Source organism: Achromobacter xylosoxidans (genome assembly GCF_002192695.1).
Lineage (GTDB): Bacteria > Pseudomonadota > Gammaproteobacteria > Burkholderiales > Burkholderiaceae_B > Achromobacter > Achromobacter xylosoxidans_C.
In genome coordinates this window covers 299,543-318,002 of record NZ_MTLG01000075.1, presented here as the reverse complement: position 1 = coordinate 318,002, position 18,460 = coordinate 299,543, and the positions used below count along the sequence as shown (strand labels likewise).

Annotated in this window: 16 protein-coding genes; 7 read left to right on the top strand and 9 right to left on the bottom strand. The window is 68.9% G+C overall.

What is annotated here, in order from left to right; translation table 11 throughout:
* Positions 1-83 precede the first annotated feature (83 nt).
* Both BRO63_RS15665 and BRO63_RS34495 read left to right on the top strand, forming a co-directional pair.
* Positions 84-905, top strand: a complete 822-nt coding sequence (locus BRO63_RS15665; RefSeq protein ID WP_088140642.1) for a MetQ/NlpA family ABC transporter substrate-binding protein — start codon at positions 84-86, stop codon at positions 903-905.
* Between the two features lie 158 nt (positions 906-1,063).
* Positions 1,064-2,467, top strand: a complete 1,404-nt coding sequence (locus BRO63_RS34495; protein ID WP_256943318.1) for a sensor domain-containing diguanylate cyclase — start codon at positions 1,064-1,066, stop codon at positions 2,465-2,467.
* 39 nt (positions 2,468-2,506) lie between these two features.
* Here BRO63_RS34495 and BRO63_RS15655 read toward each other — a convergent pair whose 3' ends face one another.
* The 3 genes from BRO63_RS15655 to BRO63_RS15645 form a co-directional block, all read right to left on the bottom strand.
* Entirely contained in the window at positions 2,507-3,439 is a 933-nt protein-coding gene (locus tag BRO63_RS15655; RefSeq protein ID WP_179215110.1) for an NAD(P)-dependent oxidoreductase, read from the bottom strand.
* The gene (locus BRO63_RS15650; protein WP_088140641.1) at positions 3,436-4,119 is read right to left on the bottom strand and encodes an RraA family protein; all 684 of its coding nucleotides are present in this window, start codon (positions 4,117-4,119) and stop codon (positions 3,436-3,438) included. Before BRO63_RS15650 ends, BRO63_RS15655 begins: the two co-directional genes overlap by 4 nt.
* Before the next feature lie 87 nt (positions 4,120-4,206).
* Positions 4,207-5,175: a Bug family tripartite tricarboxylate transporter substrate binding protein gene (locus tag BRO63_RS15645; RefSeq protein WP_088140640.1), complete on the bottom strand. Its 969-nt coding sequence runs from the start codon at positions 5,173-5,175 to the stop codon at positions 4,207-4,209.
* A gap of 93 nt (positions 5,176-5,268) precedes the next feature.
* On the opposite strand from BRO63_RS15645, the gene BRO63_RS15640 reads away from it, so the two are divergent.
* The gene (locus BRO63_RS15640; protein WP_179215109.1) at positions 5,269-5,997 is read left to right on the top strand and encodes an IclR family transcriptional regulator; all 729 of its coding nucleotides are present in this window, start codon (positions 5,269-5,271) and stop codon (positions 5,995-5,997) included.
* Positions 5,998-6,073: 76 nt separating this feature from the next.
* On the opposite strand, the gene BRO63_RS15635 is transcribed toward BRO63_RS15640, so the two are convergent.
* The gene (locus BRO63_RS15635) at positions 6,074-7,270 is read right to left on the bottom strand and encodes an MFS transporter (RefSeq protein WP_088140638.1); all 1,197 of its coding nucleotides are present in this window, start codon (positions 7,268-7,270) and stop codon (positions 6,074-6,076) included.
* Positions 7,271-7,361: 91 nt separating this feature from the next.
* Between BRO63_RS15635 and BRO63_RS15630 the strand changes: the two genes are divergently transcribed.
* Positions 7,362-7,817, top strand: coding sequence for an Lrp/AsnC family transcriptional regulator (locus BRO63_RS15630; protein ID WP_088140637.1), 456 nt, complete (start codon positions 7,362-7,364; stop codon positions 7,815-7,817).
* Between the two features lie 10 nt (positions 7,818-7,827).
* Here the strand turns inward: BRO63_RS15630 and BRO63_RS15625 are convergent, their stop codons facing one another.
* The 4 genes from BRO63_RS15625 to BRO63_RS15610 form a co-directional block, all read right to left on the bottom strand.
* On the bottom strand, positions 7,828-8,988 hold the full coding sequence (locus BRO63_RS15625) for a metallophosphoesterase (protein ID WP_088140636.1): 1,161 nt from the start codon (positions 8,986-8,988) through the stop codon (positions 7,828-7,830).
* A 126-nt stretch (positions 8,989-9,114) separates the two neighbouring features.
* Complete coding sequence (locus tag BRO63_RS15620) at positions 9,115-10,341, bottom strand: alpha-hydroxy acid oxidase (RefSeq protein WP_088140635.1); 1,227 nt, start codon at positions 10,339-10,341, stop codon at positions 9,115-9,117.
* 91 nt (positions 10,342-10,432) lie between these two features.
* Positions 10,433-11,296, bottom strand: a complete 864-nt coding sequence (asd, locus tag BRO63_RS15615; protein ID WP_088140634.1) for an archaetidylserine decarboxylase — start codon at positions 11,294-11,296, stop codon at positions 10,433-10,435.
* A 221-nt stretch (positions 11,297-11,517) separates the two neighbouring features.
* A complete protein-coding gene (locus BRO63_RS15610) occupies positions 11,518-13,872 on the bottom strand; it encodes a cytochrome P450/oxidoreductase (protein ID WP_088140633.1) in 2,355 nt (784 codons plus the stop codon).
* Positions 13,873-13,983: 111 nt separating this feature from the next.
* Here BRO63_RS15610 and BRO63_RS15605 point away from each other — a divergent pair, with 111 nt between their 5' ends.
* Complete coding sequence (locus BRO63_RS15605) at positions 13,984-14,820, top strand: IclR family transcriptional regulator (protein ID WP_088140632.1); 837 nt, start codon at positions 13,984-13,986, stop codon at positions 14,818-14,820.
* Here the strand turns inward: BRO63_RS15605 and BRO63_RS15600 are convergent.
* Positions 14,808-15,758, bottom strand: a complete 951-nt coding sequence (locus BRO63_RS15600; RefSeq protein WP_088140631.1) for a LysR substrate-binding domain-containing protein — start codon at positions 15,756-15,758, stop codon at positions 14,808-14,810. The genes BRO63_RS15605 and BRO63_RS15600 overlap by 13 nt on opposite strands.
* 142 nt (positions 15,759-15,900) lie before the next feature.
* Here BRO63_RS15600 and BRO63_RS15595 point away from each other — a divergent pair, with 142 nt between their 5' ends.
* On the top strand, positions 15,901-16,863 hold the full coding sequence (locus tag BRO63_RS15595) for a Bug family tripartite tricarboxylate transporter substrate binding protein (RefSeq protein WP_088140630.1): 963 nt from the start codon (positions 15,901-15,903) through the stop codon (positions 16,861-16,863).
* Positions 16,860-18,452 (top strand): sulfatase family protein, encoded by a 1,593-nt coding sequence (locus BRO63_RS15590; protein WP_088140629.1) that lies wholly within the window; start codon positions 16,860-16,862, stop codon positions 18,450-18,452. Before BRO63_RS15595 ends, BRO63_RS15590 begins: the two co-directional genes overlap by 4 nt.
* Positions 18,453-18,460 lie beyond the last annotated feature (8 nt).

Below are 18,460 nucleotides of genomic sequence, written 5' to 3'. Positions count from 1 at the left end.
GGCCATTGCCGGGGGACGCGGCGGGCTGCTGCACAATAGCGGCTGCGCGGGGCCTAGCCCTGTTTTTCTTCTGGATGGTCCTCATGTTGCTGCACCCATTGCTACTGAAACTCACCCGTTGCGCGGCCGCGGCCGGGCTGGCCCTGGCTTGCGCCGCCAACGCCGCGGCGCAGGACAAGCCGCTGCGCATCGGCGTGATTCCCAGCGTCGCCAACGCCGCCACCGAGATCGCGATCGCCCAGGCCAGGAAAGAGGGCCTGGAGGTCAAGCTGGTGGAATTCAACGACTGGGTGCTGCCCAATATCGCGGTCGCCGACGGCTCGGTGGACGCGAACTTCTTCCAGCACGCACCCTTCCTGGAACTCTTCAACCAGCGCCGGGGCGCGGACCTCAGACCCATCGCCTACGGCTATTCCACCACCATCGGCCTGTTCTCCAAGAAGCTGAAGAAGGGCGACACGATGCCCGAGGGCGCGACCATCGCCGTCCCCAACGATCCGGTCAACACCGGCCGGGCGCTGTTGCTGCTGGAATCCATCGGCCTGATCAAGCTCAAGCCCGGCGTGGCGCATCAGGCCGCGCTGGAAGACGTGGTGTCGAACCCCAAGAAGCTGAAATTCGTGCCGATCGAGGGTTCGCAGTCGGCGCGCACCTTCGATGACGTGACGGCGTCCGTGACCTACACCACCTTCGCCAAGCAGGCCGGCTTGAACGAGAAGGACGGCCTGGCCTTCGACAACACGGATCCGGCCAATGTGCGGCGCTATGCGATCCGCTGGGTCGCCACGCCGGCGGGCGCGCAGGATCCGCGCCTGTTGAAGTTCATTTCGATCTACCAGAACTCGGCCGAAGTGAAGGCCAAGCTGCGCAGCCTGTACGGCGATCTGATCGACTTTCCCTGGTAACGGGGGGGCGCTGGCCGAGGGGGGCGGGCATTGACGATTCTTGGCAGTTGGTTTCAGGGATAACTCGTATACTGGCCCCAATTTTTATCCCGGCCCGGGATCAGGCGCCGCCATGGTCCGCCCGCTGGGCGCGCCATCTCCCCCTCGAACCCAAAGCCATGCGTATTCCATCGCCCGATGATGCCGCTCTCGCCCCCATGCTGCCGGTTGATGACGGCTGCATCCTGGCTGCGGCCGGCGCGATCCTGGCGGCGGGGCCGCAAGGCTGCTATTTCGAGACGCTGGTCAGCCGCGCGGTCGCCGACATGGGCGTGGATTACGCCTGGGTGCGGTTGCAGAGCGCCGGCGGCGCGGCGGAGCTGATCGCCAGCGCCAGTTGCCGCGCCAGCGTGGCGGCGGATCCAGCGGGCGCGGGCGAGGCCCTGCATGCGTTGCTGGCGGAACAGGCCTCACAATCCTGTTTGCAAGAGATGCCGCAAGACGATCCCTGGCTGGCCGAGGCCGGCGTGCGGGCCTGCGTGGCGCGCACGCTGTTCGACGCGAACGGGGTCGCCTGCGGCCACATCGCTTTTCTCTTCAGGCGCGAGCTGGCCGACGCGTCCGCCCATGCCGGCGCGCAAGCCATACTGGCCAGTTTCGCGCAGCACGCGGTGCTGGGGGCGGCCGCGCGCGAACGGGAAATGGCGCGGCTGAACGAAGTCATTGCGCAATTCGGCGCGTTGTTCCGGACGGCGCCGGTGCTGATCAACGCCTTCGACGAGGACGGCCGTTGCACCTTGTGGAACGACGCCTGCGCGCGGCGCTTCGGCTGGTCGGAAGCCGAGATCAAGCAAAGCCAGGATCCTTTCGCGCTGTTCTATCCCGATCCCGTCATCCGCGATCGAGCGATGGATAGCGTTAGGGCGCGGCCCGACCGTTCGTTCCGCGAATGGCAGCCGCGCACGCGCGACGGCGAGCAATTGTCGGTGCTGTGGTCCAACGTCAAGCTGCCCGACGGCAAGGTCGTGAACCTGGGCATGGACGTCACCGAAAGCCGGCGCGCGGAAGCGGCGCTTGCGCGCATGGCCCGGGTGGACAGCCTGACCGGCTGCTGGAACCGCGCGGAAATCCTCAAGCGCATGGAAGAGCGCCTGGCCCACGGCCGGCGCGGCGCGGGCGGCCCGACCACGGCGCTGATGCTGGACCTGGACTACTTCAAGCAGGTCAACGACCGCTACGGGCATCTGGGGGGCGACGTCGCGCTGCGGCATTTCTGCGACCAGCTGCGCACCTGTCTGCGCGAAGGCGATTCGATAGGCCGGCTGGGCGGCGAGGAATTCCTGGTGCTGCTGGCGGATGCCGACGCGGCCGTGGCGCGCGCGATCTGCGAACGCCTGCGCGCCTGCCTGCGGCAGCATCCGGCGGACATCGACGGCGCGGTGGTGACGCTGTCGGTCAGCGGCGGCATCGCGGGCTTTTTACCCGACGACGCCACCGCCTCGGACGTGCTGCGCCGTGCGGATTTCGCGCTCTATCAGGCCAAGCGGTCCGGGCGGGATTGCGCGGTGGAGTACCGCCGCTGAGCGGCGGATGCCGCCACGGCCGCCCAGCCCGGGCGCCCGCTATCCGGCGCGCGCCAGCACATCGAGCACATTGCGCGCCGCGGCTACGCCCATGTTGACATAGGCCGCGCTGGTGACGCCGCCGATGTGCGGACTCAGCACGATGCGCGGCTCCTGCTGGAACGGATGCCCGGCGCTCATGGGCTCGACGGCGAAGCTGTCCAGGCCGGCGGCCCACACCTGGCCCGAGCGTACCGCTTGCAGCAGCGCGTCTTCGTCCACCAGGCCTCCGCGCGCCGTGTTCAGCAGGATGACGCCGGGCCTGCATTGCGCCAGCGTCGCCGCGTTGACCAAGCCGCGGTTGTCGTCGGTCAGCGGGCAGTGCAAGGACACCACGTCGGCCTCGCGCCAGATCTGCTCCAGCGGCACGCCGGCAATATGGTCCGGCAAATTCTGGGCATAAGGATCGAAGCCGATCACGCGCATGTTCAAGCCATGCGCCATGGCCGCCATGCGCTGGCCGATGGCGCCCAGGCCGATCAGGCCGATGGTCTTGCCGCCCAGCTCCAGGCTCTTGTGCGTCGACTTGTCCCAATGGCCGGCGCGCATGCGCTGGTCCAGTCCCACCACGGATTTAGCGCAGGCCAGCAGCAGCGCCAGGGCCTGTTCGGCCACGGCGGCGGCGTTCACGCCCACCGCGGCCACGACCTGGATGCCGCGCTGGGCCGCAGCCGCCCGGTCGATGGTATCGGTGCCGCTGCCGTGTTTGGAGATCACGCGCAAGGCCGGGGCCACGTCCATCGCAGCGGCGCCGACCTTGCCGTAGCGCACGATGACGGCGGCCGGATTGTGTTCGCGGCAGAGCGCCACGATGCCGTCCTCGGTGGGCGTCTTGCCGGCGTAGATCAGTTTGAAATCCTGAAGCAGGGCGAGCGCTTCCGGCGCCAGATCAGCCGCGGTTACCAACAGGGCAGGCTTGGCGGCGGCGTTCACAGCGATTCTCCTTCCTTCAGGACGCCGGCCGCGCGCAGGGCCGCGGCCAGCCACTTGGCCTCGGTGTCGCCCGCCTGGATCGCGGCGATGCGCGCGGCTTCGTCGCGCACCTTTTTTTCGGCGGCGGGCAACAGGTCCTCGATCTTCTCGCGCTCGACCACCACCACGCCGTCGGCGTCGCCGATGATGAAGTCGCCGGGGCGGACGGTCACGCCGCCCACCGACACCGGATGGCCGATGCGCCCGGGCACGTTCTTGGTCGGGCCGTTGGGATTGCTGCCGGCGGCGAACACCGGGTAGTCCATGTCGATGATCTCCGCGGTATCCCGCGCCGCGCCGTCCATCACCACGCCGGCGATGCCCAGCTTGCGGCAGGCGGTCATCATGATGGTGCCCATCAGCGCGGCACTCAGGTCGCCCTTGCCGTCGATGACCAGCACGTCGCCCGGCCTGGCCAGCGAAATCGCGGCGTGGATCATGAGGTTGTCCCCGGGCCGCACTTCGACGGTAAGCGCGGCGCCGGCCAGCTTCATGCCGGGATGCAGCGCGCGGATGCGGCCGTTGAGCGCGCCGCGCCGGCCCGCCACGTCGGCCAGGATGGCGGGTTGCAATTGCGCCGCACGGCGCACGATATCGGCGTCGACGCGCGGAAAGTCCTTGATGATGTCCTGGGTGGCCATGGGTGTTCCTGCGGGAATGGAGAATCGGGGCGCGCTACCGTGCGCTGCCGCGCCGGCGTCGGAATGATGAATGGCGGGCATGGCGCGTTACTCGACCTTCGCGCCCGACTCCTGGACGATCTTGCCCCAGCGGATGCGGTCGTCGCGGATCAGCCGGGCGAACTCGTCGGGCGTGCTGGTCAGCACGCGCGCGCCTTGCTCCTGGTACTTCACGCTCAAGTCCTGGGCCTTGAGGGCCTTGTTGAATTCGGCGTTCAGGCGCAGGACGATGTCCTTGGGGGTGCCTGCGGGCGCGGCCAGGCCGAACCAGGTCACGGCTTCGAAGCCGGGAAAGCCGCGTTCGGCGATGGTGGGCACGTCGGGCATGTCCGGCACGCGCTGCGCCGAGGTCACCGCCAGCGCCCGCATCTTGCCGTTGCGCACGTGGCCGATGAGCGTGGGGACGGAGGACAGGTACATGTCGATCTGGCCGCCGATCAGGTCATTGGAGGCCTGCGCCGCGCCCTTGTAGGGGATGTGCGTGAGCTTGATGCCCGCGGCGTTCTGCAACTGCACCGCGGCCAGGTGCGCCACGGTGCCATTGCCCGAGCTGGCGTAGTTCAAGGAGCCCGGCTTGGCCTTGGCCGCGGCGATCATGTCGTCGAAGGACTTCAGCGGCGAATTCGCCGGCACCACGATGACCAGGGGCGCGTCGGCGACCAGTCCGATCGCGGCGAGGTCCTTTTCCGGGTCGTAGGGCAGCTTGGAATAGAGCGTCGGATTGATCGCCAGATTGCTGGTCTGGCCAAGCACCAGGGAGTAGCCGTCGGGCGCGGACTTGGCCACGGTATCCACGCCGATATTGCCGCCCGATCCGGGCCGGTTCTCGGTCACGATGTTCCAGCCGGTGCTGCTGGCGACCTTGATGGCGGCCTCGCGCGCCAGGACATCGGTGCCGCCGCCAGGCGGGAACGGGACGATCAGGCGGATGGGTTTGTTGGGGTAGTCCTGAGCCGCGCTCAGGCCGCTTATGCACACCAGGGCCAGGCCGGCCAGCACGCGGGCGATCTGCTTCATGGTTAGTCTCCGTTTTGGTTTTGGTGCGAGCATTGTGGAGGGCTGTTCCGCACAATACAATGCGAGTTCGTTAGACGAAACATGTTGCGTACCATGAACGAAGATCTATCCCAGGAATCCGAGGAATCCCCGGCCGAGGAAGGCGTGGTGGCCGTGCGTCGCGCCATGCGCATCCTCGAGGCGTTCGGCGTGGACGACGCCCACCTGACGCTGGCGGAACTGAGCCGGCGTACCGGTTGCCACCGCTCCACGGTGTTGCGCCTGGCGCGCACCCTGGCGATGGACGACTACCTGGCACAGAGGCCGGACGGCAGTTGGCGGCTGGCGCGCGCCGCGGGCTGGCTGGGCGCCTGTTACCAGGCCACGTTCAATATTGCGGAGGTGGTGCAGCCGATCCTGCGCGAGCTGTCGGCGGCCACGGGAGAAAGCGCCACGTTCTATGTGCGCGAGGGCAAGCAGCGCATCTGCATGGCGCGTGTCGAAGGGCCCAAGTCGATCCGCCATCACGTGCGCGTGGGGGCTGCGCTGCCGCTGGAACTGGGCAGTCCGGGCCGGGTGCTGCTCGCGTTTTCAGGAGAGCCCGGCGAACCCTACGAATCGGTGCGCCGCGCGGGCTACATGATGTCGCTGGGCGAGCGGGATGCGGAGGTGTCGAGCATTTCAGCGCCGGTCTACGGTATCAACTGGACGCTGCAAGGGGCCATCTGCATTTCGGGGCCGATTTCACGCCTGGGCGAAAGCGTGCTGCTCGAACTCAAGGAACCCGTGCTGGCCGCGGCCAGCAGGCTGTCGCGGTCGTTGATGGGCGTGCGGCAAGGATAAAAGGGCGGCAGGCGCCGACCGACGCCGCGGCCGGCCTGGCGCTTGGCGAATACGACGAGTACGGCGCCGATGGCGCTCAGGCAGTGGCTTGGCCGCGCGCCGCGCGGCGGCCGTTCAGGCGCCAATGCAAGCCCAGCGCCGCGGCGGCCAGGGCGCAGGCCGCGGCCAACCCCAGCGCTTCGAAGCCGGCATGGGTGTAGATCGTGCCGGCGATGGCGGTGCCGACGCTTGCGCCCAGGTAGGTGGTGCAGGTGTTCAGCCCCAGCACCGCGCCGCGCTCTTCGGGCCGGGCGCGCGACAGCAGCAGCACCAGCAGGTTCAGGCTCAGCTGCGAGGCCGCGCCCCACAGTGTGGCGATGGCAAGCACCGCGCTCAATGCATGCGCGGCCGGCAGCAACCCCAGGTACACCAGCGCGATCACGCCCAGCGCCAGGGGCAGGGCGCGGCGCGGACCCAGCCGCTCGATCAGCGGCGCGCCAGCCACCCCGGCCAGCAGGAACCCGGCGCCATAGGCGAAGGCGATGAAGCCGACCTGTCCCGCGGACAGCGCCAGCAGGCCGCGCACGTGGTCGGCCAGGAAGGCGTAGACGCCATAGAAGGCCGACGAGAACGCCAGGCAGCCCAGCAGCAGGGCCGGCACGTCGCGGTAGGACAGCGGCGCCAGCAGACGCGCCAGGCGCAGCGGCGCGGGATTCTCGGCGCGGCGCTCCGGCAGCCGGCGCAGGCCCAGCACCGCGACCGCGGCGCATAGCGCCAGCGTGCCGTAGGTGGCGCGCCAGCCCACGGCGTCGGAAATCAGCGCGGACAGCGGCACGCCCGCCACCAGCGAAACGGACCAGCCCGCGATGACGCGGCCCAGCGTGCGCGCTTCCTGGCCCGGCGCGGCGATCAGCGCGGCGGATCCGTAGGCCGCCGGCAGGATCACGCCCGCGGCGGCGCCTGCCAGCGCCTGCGCCAGCGTCAGCACGATCCAGTGCGGCGCGCAGGCCGACAGGATCAGCGCGGCGATCAGGACGATCATTGCGCCCAGCAGCGAGCGGCGCACGCCGATGCGGTCGATGCGCGCGGCCAGGAAAAAGGCGCTGGCGGCGGTGGCCGCGCCGTAGGCGGAAATGGCGGTGCTGATGGTCAGCGGCGAGGTGCCAAAGGAGCGCGCCACGTCGCTCAGGATGGGGCTGAGCGCCAGGCCGTTGGAGCCCACGACGCTGACGGCGAACATCAGGGCGGGGACGGAAGAGGCGGGGCGGGCGCTGCGGGTGCTACGGTTCTGCATCGCCAAATTTTATTGGAATAAAATAAGGGTTAACGCTTATATTTCTTTATTCCGTAAAAGTTCGAATGCCGTTCGGCAGAACCTGATTCCAATGCCTGATCTTGATGACCGCGACCGAAAGCTGTTAACGCTGCTGGCCGACGATGCCTCCCCCAGCTACGCCGAACTGGGCAAAATGCTGAACCTGTCCGCCCCGGCCGTGCATGAGAGGGTCAAGCGCCTGAAGCGCGACGGCCTGATCAAGGGCATCGCCGCCAAGCTGGACGGCGCGCGCATCGGCCGGCCGCTGCTGGCCTTCGTGCACGTGGACACCAATAACTGGAGCATCACGCAGCAGGTGCTGGGGCTGGCCGAGCTGACCGAGGTGGAAGAGATCCACACCATCACCGGCAAGAGCGCCATGCTTCTGAAGGTGCGCGTGCGCGACACGCAGGCGCTGGAGGCGCTGCTGGCCCGCATCCATCAGATCGACGGCATCACCAACACCACCAGCGACATCGCCCTGACCAGCTACCTGGAACGCGGCCCCTTGCCCGACAACGGCTGAAGCGCGCCGTTCAGGCCGCGCGCAGCCGCAGGCGCGTGATCTCGGAGGGCGCGCCCAGGCGCTTGGGCGGTCCCCAGTAGCCCGTGCCGCGGCTGATGTAGATCCACATCTTGCCCAGGCGGTGCAGGCCGGCCGTGTACGGCTGCTGGAACCGCACGAAGAAGCCCCAGGGGAAGAATTGTCCGCCATGCGTATGGCCGGACAATTGCAGGGTATAGCCCAGCGGCTCGGCCGCCGCCGCGCTGCGCGGCTGGTGCGCCAGCAGTATCCGCGGCATGGCATCGGCGGGCGCGCCCGCAAGCGCGGCCTTGGGGTTGCTGCGCTGCTGCGGATCGAACGAACCGGCGCTGTAGTCGGTGATGCCCGCCACCACCACGGGCAGGCCGCCGGGGTGGATGACCACGTGCTCATTCATCAGCACGCGCAGGCCCATGCGGCGGAACTCGGCGATCCAGGGCGTCGCGCCCGAATAATATTCATGGTTGCCGGTGACCAGGTACACGCCATGGGGCGCGCGCAGCTGGCCCAGCGGGCTGGCCTGGGCGGACAGCTGTTCGACGCTGCCGTCGACCACGTCGCCGGTGATCGCCACCATGTCCGGCAGCAGTTCATTGACGGCGTCGACGATGGCCTGCACGTAGCGCTTCTTGATCGTCGGGCCGACGTGGATGTCGCTGATCTGCACGATGGTGAAGCCGTCCAGGTCGGGCGCGAGCCCGGCGATGGGTACGTCCACATCGACGACGCGCGCCCGCTTGCGGGCGTTGTACAGGCCGATCAAGGTGCCGGCCAGGGCCAGCAGGGGCACGGCCCATGCGCTGGCCCGGCGCAGCGCGGTCCAAGGCAGGTCGGCGCCGACGATCAGATTCGTCAGCCACGTCAGCAGCAGCAAGGCGTCGCGCAGCACCGTCAGCACGAACAGCGACGAGAACAGGCCCATGGCGAACAGCCCGACCCAGGCGATGCGGTCGCCCCAGGGCGGGTGCACGGACGAACGCCCCAGCATCCCCAGCGGAATCAGGATGCAGGACAGCAGCAGGGCAAGGATGGCGGCGGCGGACCCCGTTCCGCCCAGGTGGGCGTCGGGAATCAGGCGGGCGCCCACGTAGGCGTGAGCCAGGGCGCCCAGGGTCAGGAAGCGCAGGAAGAATGAGGATTGGCGTAGGGACACGGCGGCTCTGGGGCGCGCCGGGCCGGGAGCAGCGGCGCGCGTGGCAAGGGAACCGTCATTCTATGCCGGGCGCGCGCCGCGCCAGCCAGGGGCCGGTCCCGTTGCATGAAGCCGCGCCACGGCGGGTCATGCCGCGCATGGATTCTCCCGCATGATCAAATCCGGCCCCATCTCCCGCAGATGGTTGATGCCCAGCATCGCCATGTTGCGGTCGACCTCGGCGCGCAGCAGGCCGATGGCGTGCGATACGCCGGCCTCGCCGCCGACGGCGGCCGCATAGTTGAAGGGCCGGCCGACGAACACGAAGCTTGCGCCCAGCGCCAGGGCCTTGAGCACGTCGCTGCCGCGGCGCACGCCGCTGTCCATCATCACGGTCATGTTGCCGGCGGCCTCGGCCACGGCGGGCAGGGCGCGCAACGGCGAGACCGCGCCGTCCAGCTGGCGGCCGCCGTGGTTGGACACGATGATGCCGTCGGCGCCGTGCTGCCGCGCCAGCGCCGCGTCCTGCGGATGCAGGATGCCCTTGATGATGAGCGTGCCCCGCCACTGGCGGCGGATGCGCGCCACATGTTCCCAGCTGAGGTGGTCGCGCGCGCTGAAGTCGCGCAGCACCGACGACGACACTATCGGCGCGCCGCGCGTGGCGAAGGAATTCTCGAAATGCGGCATGCCATGGGCCAGCAGCGTGCGCATGAACGTGCCGGCCAGCCAGCGCGGCCGCGTCAGGCCGTCCCAGGCCAGGCGCAGGCTGGGCTTGAGCGGCGTGGAAAAACCGGTGCGCACATTGTTTTCGCGGTTGGCCGACACGGGGATGTCCACCGTCAGCACCAGGGTTTCGTAGCCGGCGCGGCGGGCGCGCTCGACCAGCGCGTCGATGCGCTGCGGATCGCCCGGCAGGTAGGCCTGGAACCAGGTGCCGGGCGCTTCATGCATGACCTCTTCCAGCGGAATCAGCGAGGTGCCGCTGAGGATGGCGGGTATGCCTTGCTCACGCGCGGCGCGCGCCAGCACGATGTCGCCGCGGTAGGCCGACAGCGCGCTGATGCCCATGGGCGCGATGCCGAAGGGCGAGGCGTAGCGGCGGCCGAAGAGTTCGGCGTGCTGCGTGCGGCGCGACACGTCCACCAGCACGCGGGGCGAAAACGCGTACTGCGCAAAGGCGCCGCAGTTGCCGCGCAGGGACTGGTTGTCTTCCGCCGCGCCGGCGACATAGCCGAAGATCGGCCGCGGCAGGCGCCGTTTCGCCGCGGCCTCGAAATCGTCCAGCGACAGCATGCGCGCCAGCGCGCGCGGCAAGGGGCGGTCGGCCGAGGCGGCGCGGGGACTGGCGGTGGTCGAGAGCAGGGATGTCATGGCGGGCCGGCAAAAGCCCGTAATCTAGCAACGCCGATTCATCGCATAAAGCGAATAAAACCAGACATCCAGTTTCGAATAAATCGAAATTCTACGCAGGTAGCGCCATCAGTTCGCCCATGCGCACCGGACCCAGCACGGAAGGCGTATCGGCCCAGCGGATCTGGTTCGGGCCGAACAGCACGATGGCGGTGGAGCCCAGTTTGAAGCGGCCCATTTCCGCGCCCTTGGCCAGATGGATCGGAGCGCGCGCCGCATCGTCGTAGCGGGTGGCTTGCACGCGGCGCTTGTGCGGCGTGACCAGGCCGGCCCACACGGTCTCGATGGAGGCGACGATCATCGCGCCCACCAGCACCACGGCCATTGGGCCGTGCTCGGTGTCGAAGATGCAGACGACGCGCTCGTTACGCGCGAACAGGCGCGGCACGTTGCGGGCGGTCAGCGGGTTGACCGAGAACAGGCGGCCGGGCACGTGGACCATTTCGCGCAGGGTGCCGGCGACCGGCATGTGCACGCGATGGTAGTCCTTGGGCGACAGATAGACGGTGGCGAACTCGCCGCCCTGGAACGGAGCCGCGCGCTCGGCGTCGCCGCCCAGCAGGTCGGCCAGGCCGTAGCTATGGCCCTTGGCCTGGAAGATGCGGCCATGTTCGATCGCGCCCATCTGGCTGATGGCGCCGTCGGCGGGACACACCACGGAACCCGGTTCCTCATCCAGCGGCCGCGCGTCTTCCTTCAATGCCCGCGTGAAGAAATCGTTGAAACAGTCGTAGGCCAGCGGGTCTTCCTGCAGCGCTTCGCGCATGTCCACGCCATAGCGGCGGACGAAGCGCGAGATCATCCAGTTCTTGACCGCGGGTTCCCGGCAGTCGGATGCGTACCCGAAGAGCCGCGACACCAGGTGGTGCGGGGCGAGGTACTGGCTGGCAAGGAATAGTTGGTCTTTGATCGGCATCTAGGAGCGCTGAGAAATTACCCTGCGGCAGGCCGCGGCACGGGCCGGCCCGCAAGGGGCCCGCCTTCTGGCCCGGGACTGGCCGCTACAAAAAACGACGTCCCGCGTTGCAGCGGGACGAGGCGGTGATGAGCAGAGGGTGAATTCTACCGCTTTCAGGCGCACTTCAGGCGGGCGGACGCCGACCGGCGCAAAGGGCCGCGCGGCATGCGCGCCGGCCGCTACAGCTCCAGCACGATGCGCCCGCCCTGGGCTCGCGAGCAGCAGGCCATCATGCGGGTGCCGGCCTCGCGTTCGGCGCGGGTCAGCACCACGTCGCGATGGTCGACCGCGCCGCCCAGCACGCGCACCTCGCAAGACCCGCAGAGTCCTTCCTCGCAATCGCTCTGCACGTCGATGTTGGCGCCGCGCAAGGCAGTCAGCAAGGTCTGGCCGGCGGGCACCTGCACGACGATGCCCGAGTCCTTCAGTTCGGCCTCGAAGGCATGTTCCTTGGACGGGTCCAGCGTGGCGAGCGTGGAATGGAAGTGCTCCACGCGCAGGCTGTCCTCGGGCCAGGCGGCGCAGGCGGCCTGCAGCGCGTCCAGCATGCGCTCAGGACCGCAGGCGTAGATCTGGACGCCGGCTTCGGGGCGGGAGAGCAGGGCGTCGAAGTCGTTGCGGCTGCCTTCTTCGCTGACACGCAGATGCAGGCGCGCGCCGTGCAGCTGCAGCAGCTCGTCCAGCATGGCCATGCAGGCGCGCGAGCGGCCGCTGTAGTGCAGTTCGTAGTCCAGGCCCAGCTCGCGCGCGCGGCGCGCCATGGCGCTGATGGGCGTGATGCCGATGCCGCCGGCGATGAGGATCAGGCGCCTGGCGCTTTCATCCATGCGGAAATGGTTGCGCGGGCCGCGCGCGCGGACGATGCTGCCCGCGCGCAGGTGCTGGTGGATCCAGGCGGAACCGCCGCGGCCCGCCGTTTCCTTGAGCACGGCGATTTCCAGCGCATGCGGGGCAGCCGGATCGCCGCAGAGCGAGTATTGGCGCGACAGGCCGGTGTCGCCGCATTCGAGGTCGATGTGCGAGCCGGGCGTCCAGCGCGGCAGCGGCTTGCCGTCGGGCGATTCAAGCCGGATGCGCGCGATGCCGTCGGCCGCGGCCGTGACCTGGGTCACCACCAGCTTGCGGCTGATGGCGTGGGTGGAGGGTTCGCCGATGCGCACTGGCTGCACCTGATCCAGCAGGGCGGCGTCGCGGCGCTCGGGGTTGTCGGCCGGATTCCATTCCACCCACAGATGCTCGGGGCCGCGGAACGAGGTATTGGGCACGTAGGTGAATTGCTGTTCGGCCAGGCGCATGTGCGGCAGGCGGCGGGTCAGCTCTTCCAGGAAGATCTGCATCTCCATGCGCGCCAGGTTCTTGCCCATGCACTGGTGCGCGCCATAGCCGAAGGTCAGCTGGTCGCTGGCGTTGTCGCGGCGGATGTCGAAGAAGTCGGCGTCGGCGAAATGGCGTTCGTCATGGTTGGCCGACGAGGACACGATCAGCAGCTTGGCGCCCGCGGGAATCGCCACGCCGGCGATCTCGGTGTCGCGCGTGGCCAGGCGGCGCCAGGCCGCGACCGAGCCGTTGTGGCGCAGGCATTCCTCGACCGCATTGGGCAGCAGGCCGGGGTCCTCGCACAGTTCGCGCCAGGCGTCGGGGTGCTGCAGCAGCAGCTTGATGGCGTTGGCCGAGGCGTTGGCGGTGGTCTCATGCGCCGCCACGATGCCGGCCATCATCATCGAATGCAGGTAGGAGTCGGTGACGACGTCGGGGTGGTCCTTCTGCTTGCGGATGCCGTACTGCATCCAGCCCGGCGCGTCGGGGTCCTGGCGCATCTTGTCCAGGATCTTGCCGGCCAGCTGCCAGAAATTGCCCACCGCATGCGCCACTGCCACCTGTTCTTCCGGCTTGGGCCGGCCCCAGGTATTGACGGTGTGCGCGATGGAATATTGGCGCAGCAGGTCCATGTCTTCCTCGGGCACGCCCAGGAAGTGCAGGGCGACCGTGAGCGGCACTTCCCACAGCATCTGGTCGACCAGGTCGGCGCGGCCGTCGTTGATGAAGCGGTCCACGTATTCGCGCGTCAGGCGGCGCACCATGGGTTCGTGGTGCTTGAGTTCGTCCGGCGTGAACGGATCCATCAGCACCCGGCGGCGCGGCATGTGGGCCGGCTCGTCCTCGTTGACCAGGGTGCGGTTCATCGCATAGCCGTAGGTCGCCAGCACCGCGTTGGCCTCGGGGCCGGTCGGCGTGATTTTTTCCAGCGCGATCGAGGGGCTGTAAGTGTGGTTGTCGCGAAACACGGCCTTGATGTCGTCGTAGCGCGTGACCACCCAGTAGCCCAGCTTGGGGCTGTAGAACACGGGCTCCTGCTCGCGCGCCCAGCGCACGTACTCGGGCGGATCCTGCTGGTAGCCGTCGCCGAAGGGATCGAACTCCGCGGCCCGCGGACTGACCGGACAGCCTTGGGCGCGCGCCAGCGCGGCGTGGTCGATGGGACAGCCGCCGGTTTGGGCGGGCGCGGTGGTTGCAGGGGTGGTGGGGTGGCCCATGTCGTCGCTCCGAATTACAATTGCGTAAATCATATACGCATTGCGTAATTATTCAATTGGGGTAATCTCCGGGCTGCGTCCGCCGCCGCCTGGCAGCTCCCTTATCGCGCCATGACCCAGACTCCCGAACCTTCCTCCGTCCCCGCCCAGACTTCCGATGCGCCGCGTCCGCGCGAACGGCGCCAGCGCGTGCAGGCCGCTGAAACCGGTATGGCGGTGTTGAAGGGGCTGGGCCGGCTGGGCGGCCGCGCCAGCCTCACGCTGCTGGCCGCGCAAGTGGACGAAAGCCCCGCCAAGGTGCACCGCTACCTGGTCAGCCTGATGGAAGAAGGACTGGTGGCGCAGGACGCCGCCACTCAACAGTACTACCTGGGACTGGAAGCGATGCTGCTGGGCCTGGCCGCGCTGCGCCAGGCCGATCCCATCCGCCTGGCCGAACCCAGCCTGGTGCGCCTGCGCGAGGGCCTGGAAGTGACCTGCTTCATCGCGGTCATGGGCAACAAGGGGCCGACCATCGTGCGCTTCGAAGAGCCGGGCCTGCCGGTGACGGTCAACGTGCGCATGGGCTCGGTGCTGTCCATGCTCTGGTCCGCGACCGGACGGGTGTTCCTGGCCTTGCAGGACGATACGCGGGTGCGGGCGCTGGCCGAGGCCGAACTGGCGCGCGCGCCGGCCGACATGCGTGCGCAACTGGACGCCGCCGATCCGATCGGAAGCCTGCGCCGCCAGGTGCTGGCCGCGGGCTGCGCCACGGTGCGCGACACCAATCTGAAGGGCATCAGCGCGGTGTCCGCGCCGCTGTTGGACCACAACGGCCGGCCTTGCGCCGCGCTGACGGCGTTGGGGGCTACGGGTGGATTCGACGCCTCGGCGGACGGTCCGATCGCGCAGGCGGTACGGCGCGAGGCCGAAGCGGCCAGCGTGTTGCTGGGTTATCAGGCGCCTTGATCCGACTCGGCCTGGCCCGCGCCGGCTGACAAACCGCGCAGCCACGCCATCGCCGCCTGCACCACCGGCATGCCGGCCGTGTTGCGGTTGACCACGGCGCCGATCGCGCCGAAGTTGGCGTCCAGCCGCAGCGGCAGCACGGCCACGCTGCCTTGCCGCTCGCAATGGCGCGCAATCGCCTGGGGCAGGGCCGCCAGGCGGTCGTCCCGGGCCAGCAGCGCCAAGGTCGCCAGCAGCGAGTTGGACTGGATGCTGGAATCGGGCGCGCGCGCCCCGGCATGCACGAAAGCCTCGTCCAGGCGCTCGCGCATCATGGTGGCTTCCAGCGGCAGCACCCAGGGCCAGCGCGCCAGTTCGGCGGCCTCCAGCGCCTTGCTTGCGGCCAGCGGATGGCCGGGCCGCGCCACCACCAGGATGGGTTCTTCGTGCAGGCGGATCACTTCGCAGTCCGCGGGCAGCAGACGGCTGCCCAGGCGGCCCAGCACGATGTCCAGCTCATCGCGCGCCAGCTTGTCCATGAGTTCGCCGAGCGCGCCTTCCACCAGTTTCACTTCCAGCCGCGGCGATTGGCCCAGCAAATGCGCGATCAGCTGCGGCGCAAGGTGGGGCGCGGCCGAGGGCAGGGTGCCCAGGCGCAGCAGGCTGGCGCCGCGTTCTTCAGCGGCCCGCAGTTCGGCCGCCACGCGCTGGGCCGCGCCCAGGCTGTGCCGGGCGTGTCGGATCATAACCATTCCGGCATTCGTCGGCTGGGTGCCCTGGGTCCCGCGCTCGAACAGCGCATAGCCCACCTGTTCCTCCAGCTGCGCCAGCGCCTTGGAGGCGGCGGGCTGGGACATGTGCAGGCGCTCGGCCGCGCGCCCAAGGTGGCGCTCGTCGTCCAGCGCGACCAGCAGTTCGGCATGGCGCCGCTTGAGGTGGGTGCCGGCACGATCGGGCATGACGATTCATATTCAAATGGTTATGAATCGTTCAGTTTATTTCATTTCACGCCGATACCGGGCGCTAGGCATACTTGCCGCTCTACGAGAGACAGGCGTGCCCCAGGCTGGGCCGGGAGGGACGCCGCGATGGAGACGATTGATGAAGAAGTTCTGGATGGCCCTGGCCGCGAGCTGGGCCTGTGGCATGGCGGGCGCGGCGGTGGCGGCGGATGCGTACCCGGCGCGGCCGGTGCAGATCGTGGTGCCGTTCTCGCCGGGCGGCGCGGTCGACGTGCTGGCGCGCCAGCTGGCGCAGCGCCTGGAGCCCCGCGGCTACACGCTGGTGGTGGAGAACAAGCCGGGCGCGGGCGGCAACATCGCGGCATCCATGGTGGCGCGCGCCGCGCCCGACGGCTACACGCTGCTGATGGGCACCACCAACACGCACGGCATCAACAGCGCGCTGTACTCCAGCCTGCCGTACGACCCGGTGCGTGACTTCGCGCCGGTCGGCCTGGTGGCGGACAACGTTGTGGTGCTGCTGGCCAATGCCGAGTTTCCGGCATCGACGCTGGCGGATGCCGTCAAATTGATCAAGGCCAATCCTGGCAAGTACACCTATGGCTCGCCCGGCCTGGGCACGGTGCACCAGCTGGCGATGGAGCAGTTGAAGCACGCTGCCGGCCTGGACGTGGTGCACGCGCCTTATAAGGGCGCCGCGCCCGCGATGGCCGACCTGGTCGCGGGCCACGTGCCGCTGATGATAGGCGGCATCGCGCCGGCCATTCCGTTCCTCGCATCCGGCAAGGTCAAGGTGCTGGGCGTGGCCAACACTGAAAAGTATGCGGCGCTGCCCGATGTGCCGCTGTTCTCGGACGTGGCCGCCGGAGTCGCCGTGCGTTCGTGGATCGGCCTGTTCGCGCCCGCCGGCACGCCGGCCGCAGTGGTGAAAAAGCTGAACGCGGACCTGGAGGCGGTACTGACCGACAGCGCATTCGCGCAGGCCTTGCAGCCGCTGGGCATGGTGCCGATCTACATGACGCCCGATGCCTTCGGCGACATGGTCAAGCGCGACATGCCGGCCTGGCGTTCCGCCGTGGAGATGTCGGGAGCGAAGCAATGACGTCCGCTGCGAAGCCCGTCAACTTCCTGCTGTTCATTACCGACCAGCACCGCGCCGACCATCTGGGCGCCTATGGCAACCGCGTGGTCCACACGCCCAACCTGGACCGCCTGGCGGCGTCGGGCTGGCGCGCTGACAACATGCACGTGGCCACGCCCATCTGCATGCCGAACCGAGCCAGCCTGATGACCGGCCGCTATCCTTCCGCGCACGGCGCGCGCCACAACGGCATCGCGCTGTCGCTGCGCAGCCGCACCTTCGTCGAAGCCATGCGCGAGGCCGGCTACGGCACCGCGCTGGTCGGCAAGGTGCACCTGCAGAACATGACGGACATACCGCCATCGTGGCCGGTGCGCGCCGAGGACAGATTGCCGCGCGAGGCGCTCGAACCCGACGCCGGCCGCTACGACCAAGAGCAGCGCAAGCTGTGGCTGGAACGCCCCGACCACGATCTGAGCTATCCGTACTACGGCTTCGAGCAGGTGGACCTGGTCGACGACCACAGCGACGACGTGCACGGCCATTACCGGCATTGGCTGCGGCGCGAGCATCCGGAGGTCGAGGCGCTGATCGGTCCGGCGCATGCCACGCCCGCGCCGGAATATGAACTCACGCGCATCCGTCAGGCCTGGCGCACGCGCGTGCCGGAAGAACTCTATCCCACCGCCTACATCGCCGACCGCGGCATCGAGGCGCTGCGCGGCTATGCGGCATCCGGGCAGCCGTTCTTCCTGCAATGCTCGTTTCCGGACCCGCACCATCCCTTCACGCCGCCCGGGCGCTACTGGGACTTGCACAAGCCCGAGGACATGGAGCTGCCCGCGTCCTTCCATGGCGCCGGAACCCCGCCGCCGCACGTGGCCTGGCTGCGGTCGCAGCGCGACGCCGGCACGGCAATCAAGCACACGCCCGCGATCTTCTCCTGCAACGAGCGCGAGGCGCGCGAAGCGCTGGCGTTGAATTACGGCTCCATCGCCAACATCGACAACCAGATCGGCCGGGTGCTGGCCGAACTCGACGCGCTGGGCATGGCCGACAACACCGTGGTGATCTTCACCAGCGACCACGGCGATTACCTGGGCGACCATCAACTGATGCTCAAGGGGCCCATCCACTACCGTGGCCTGACCCGCGTGCCATTCATCTGGCGCGATCCCGCGGCCAAGCCGACGGCGGGCACGGCCAGCGACGCCTTGCTCAGCACCATAGACGTCGCGCCGACGGTGCTGGCGCGCGCCGGGGTGCAGCCCTACAACGGCATTCAGGGACGCGACATGGCCGGCCTCATCGCCCAACGCGAGCAGGCGGTGCGCGAGGCGCTGATGATCGAGGAAGAAGGGCAGCGCGTGATACTCGGCTTTGACAGCCGCATCCGCTGCCGCACGCTGCTGGCGGACGGTTTTCGCGTCACGGTCTACGATGGCGCGCGTTGGGGCGAGCTCTACGATTTGAACCAGGACCCGCACGAGCTGCGCAACCTGTGGGACGACCCCACGCATGCCGGCGACCGCGCGCGCATGCTGGAACGGCTGGCCTACGGCATGCTGGAGCACATCGACACCAGCCCCTATCCCAGCGCGCTGGCGTGATGCGCGGC

Bases quoted from the DNA above. Each gene is read 5' to 3' on its own strand.
- BRO63_RS15665 (WP_088140642.1), top strand. From the start codon at position 84: ATGTTGCTGCACCCATTGCTACTGAAACTCACCCGTTGCGCGGCCGCG.
- BRO63_RS34495 (WP_256943318.1), top strand. From the start codon at position 1,064: ATGCGTATTCCATCGCCCGATGATGCCGCTCTCGCCCCCATGCTGCCG.
- BRO63_RS15650 (WP_088140641.1), bottom strand. From the start codon at position 4,119: ATGGCCACCCAGGACATCATCAAGGACTTTCCGCGCGTCGACGCCGAT.
- BRO63_RS15645 (WP_088140640.1), bottom strand. From the start codon at position 5,175: ATGAAGCAGATCGCCCGCGTGCTGGCCGGCCTGGCCCTGGTGTGCATA.
- BRO63_RS15640 (WP_179215109.1), top strand. From the start codon at position 5,269: ATGAACGAAGATCTATCCCAGGAATCCGAGGAATCCCCGGCCGAGGAA.
- BRO63_RS15635 (WP_088140638.1), bottom strand. From the start codon at position 7,270: ATGCAGAACCGTAGCACCCGCAGCGCCCGCCCCGCCTCTTCCGTCCCC.
- BRO63_RS15630 (WP_088140637.1), top strand. From the start codon at position 7,362: ATGCCTGATCTTGATGACCGCGACCGAAAGCTGTTAACGCTGCTGGCC.
- BRO63_RS15620 (WP_088140635.1), bottom strand. From the start codon at position 10,341: ATGACATCCCTGCTCTCGACCACCGCCAGTCCCCGCGCCGCCTCGGCC.
- asd (WP_088140634.1), bottom strand. From the start codon at position 11,296: ATGCCGATCAAAGACCAACTATTCCTTGCCAGCCAGTACCTCGCCCCG.
- BRO63_RS15610 (WP_088140633.1), bottom strand. From the start codon at position 13,872: ATGGGCCACCCCACCACCCCTGCAACCACCGCGCCCGCCCAAACCGGC.
- BRO63_RS15605 (WP_088140632.1), top strand. From the start codon at position 13,984: ATGACCCAGACTCCCGAACCTTCCTCCGTCCCCGCCCAGACTTCCGAT.
- BRO63_RS15600 (WP_088140631.1), bottom strand. From the start codon at position 15,758: ATGCCCGATCGTGCCGGCACCCACCTCAAGCGGCGCCATGCCGAACTG.
- BRO63_RS15595 (WP_088140630.1), top strand. From the start codon at position 15,901: ATGAAGAAGTTCTGGATGGCCCTGGCCGCGAGCTGGGCCTGTGGCATG.
- BRO63_RS15590 (WP_088140629.1), top strand. From the start codon at position 16,860: ATGACGTCCGCTGCGAAGCCCGTCAACTTCCTGCTGTTCATTACCGAC.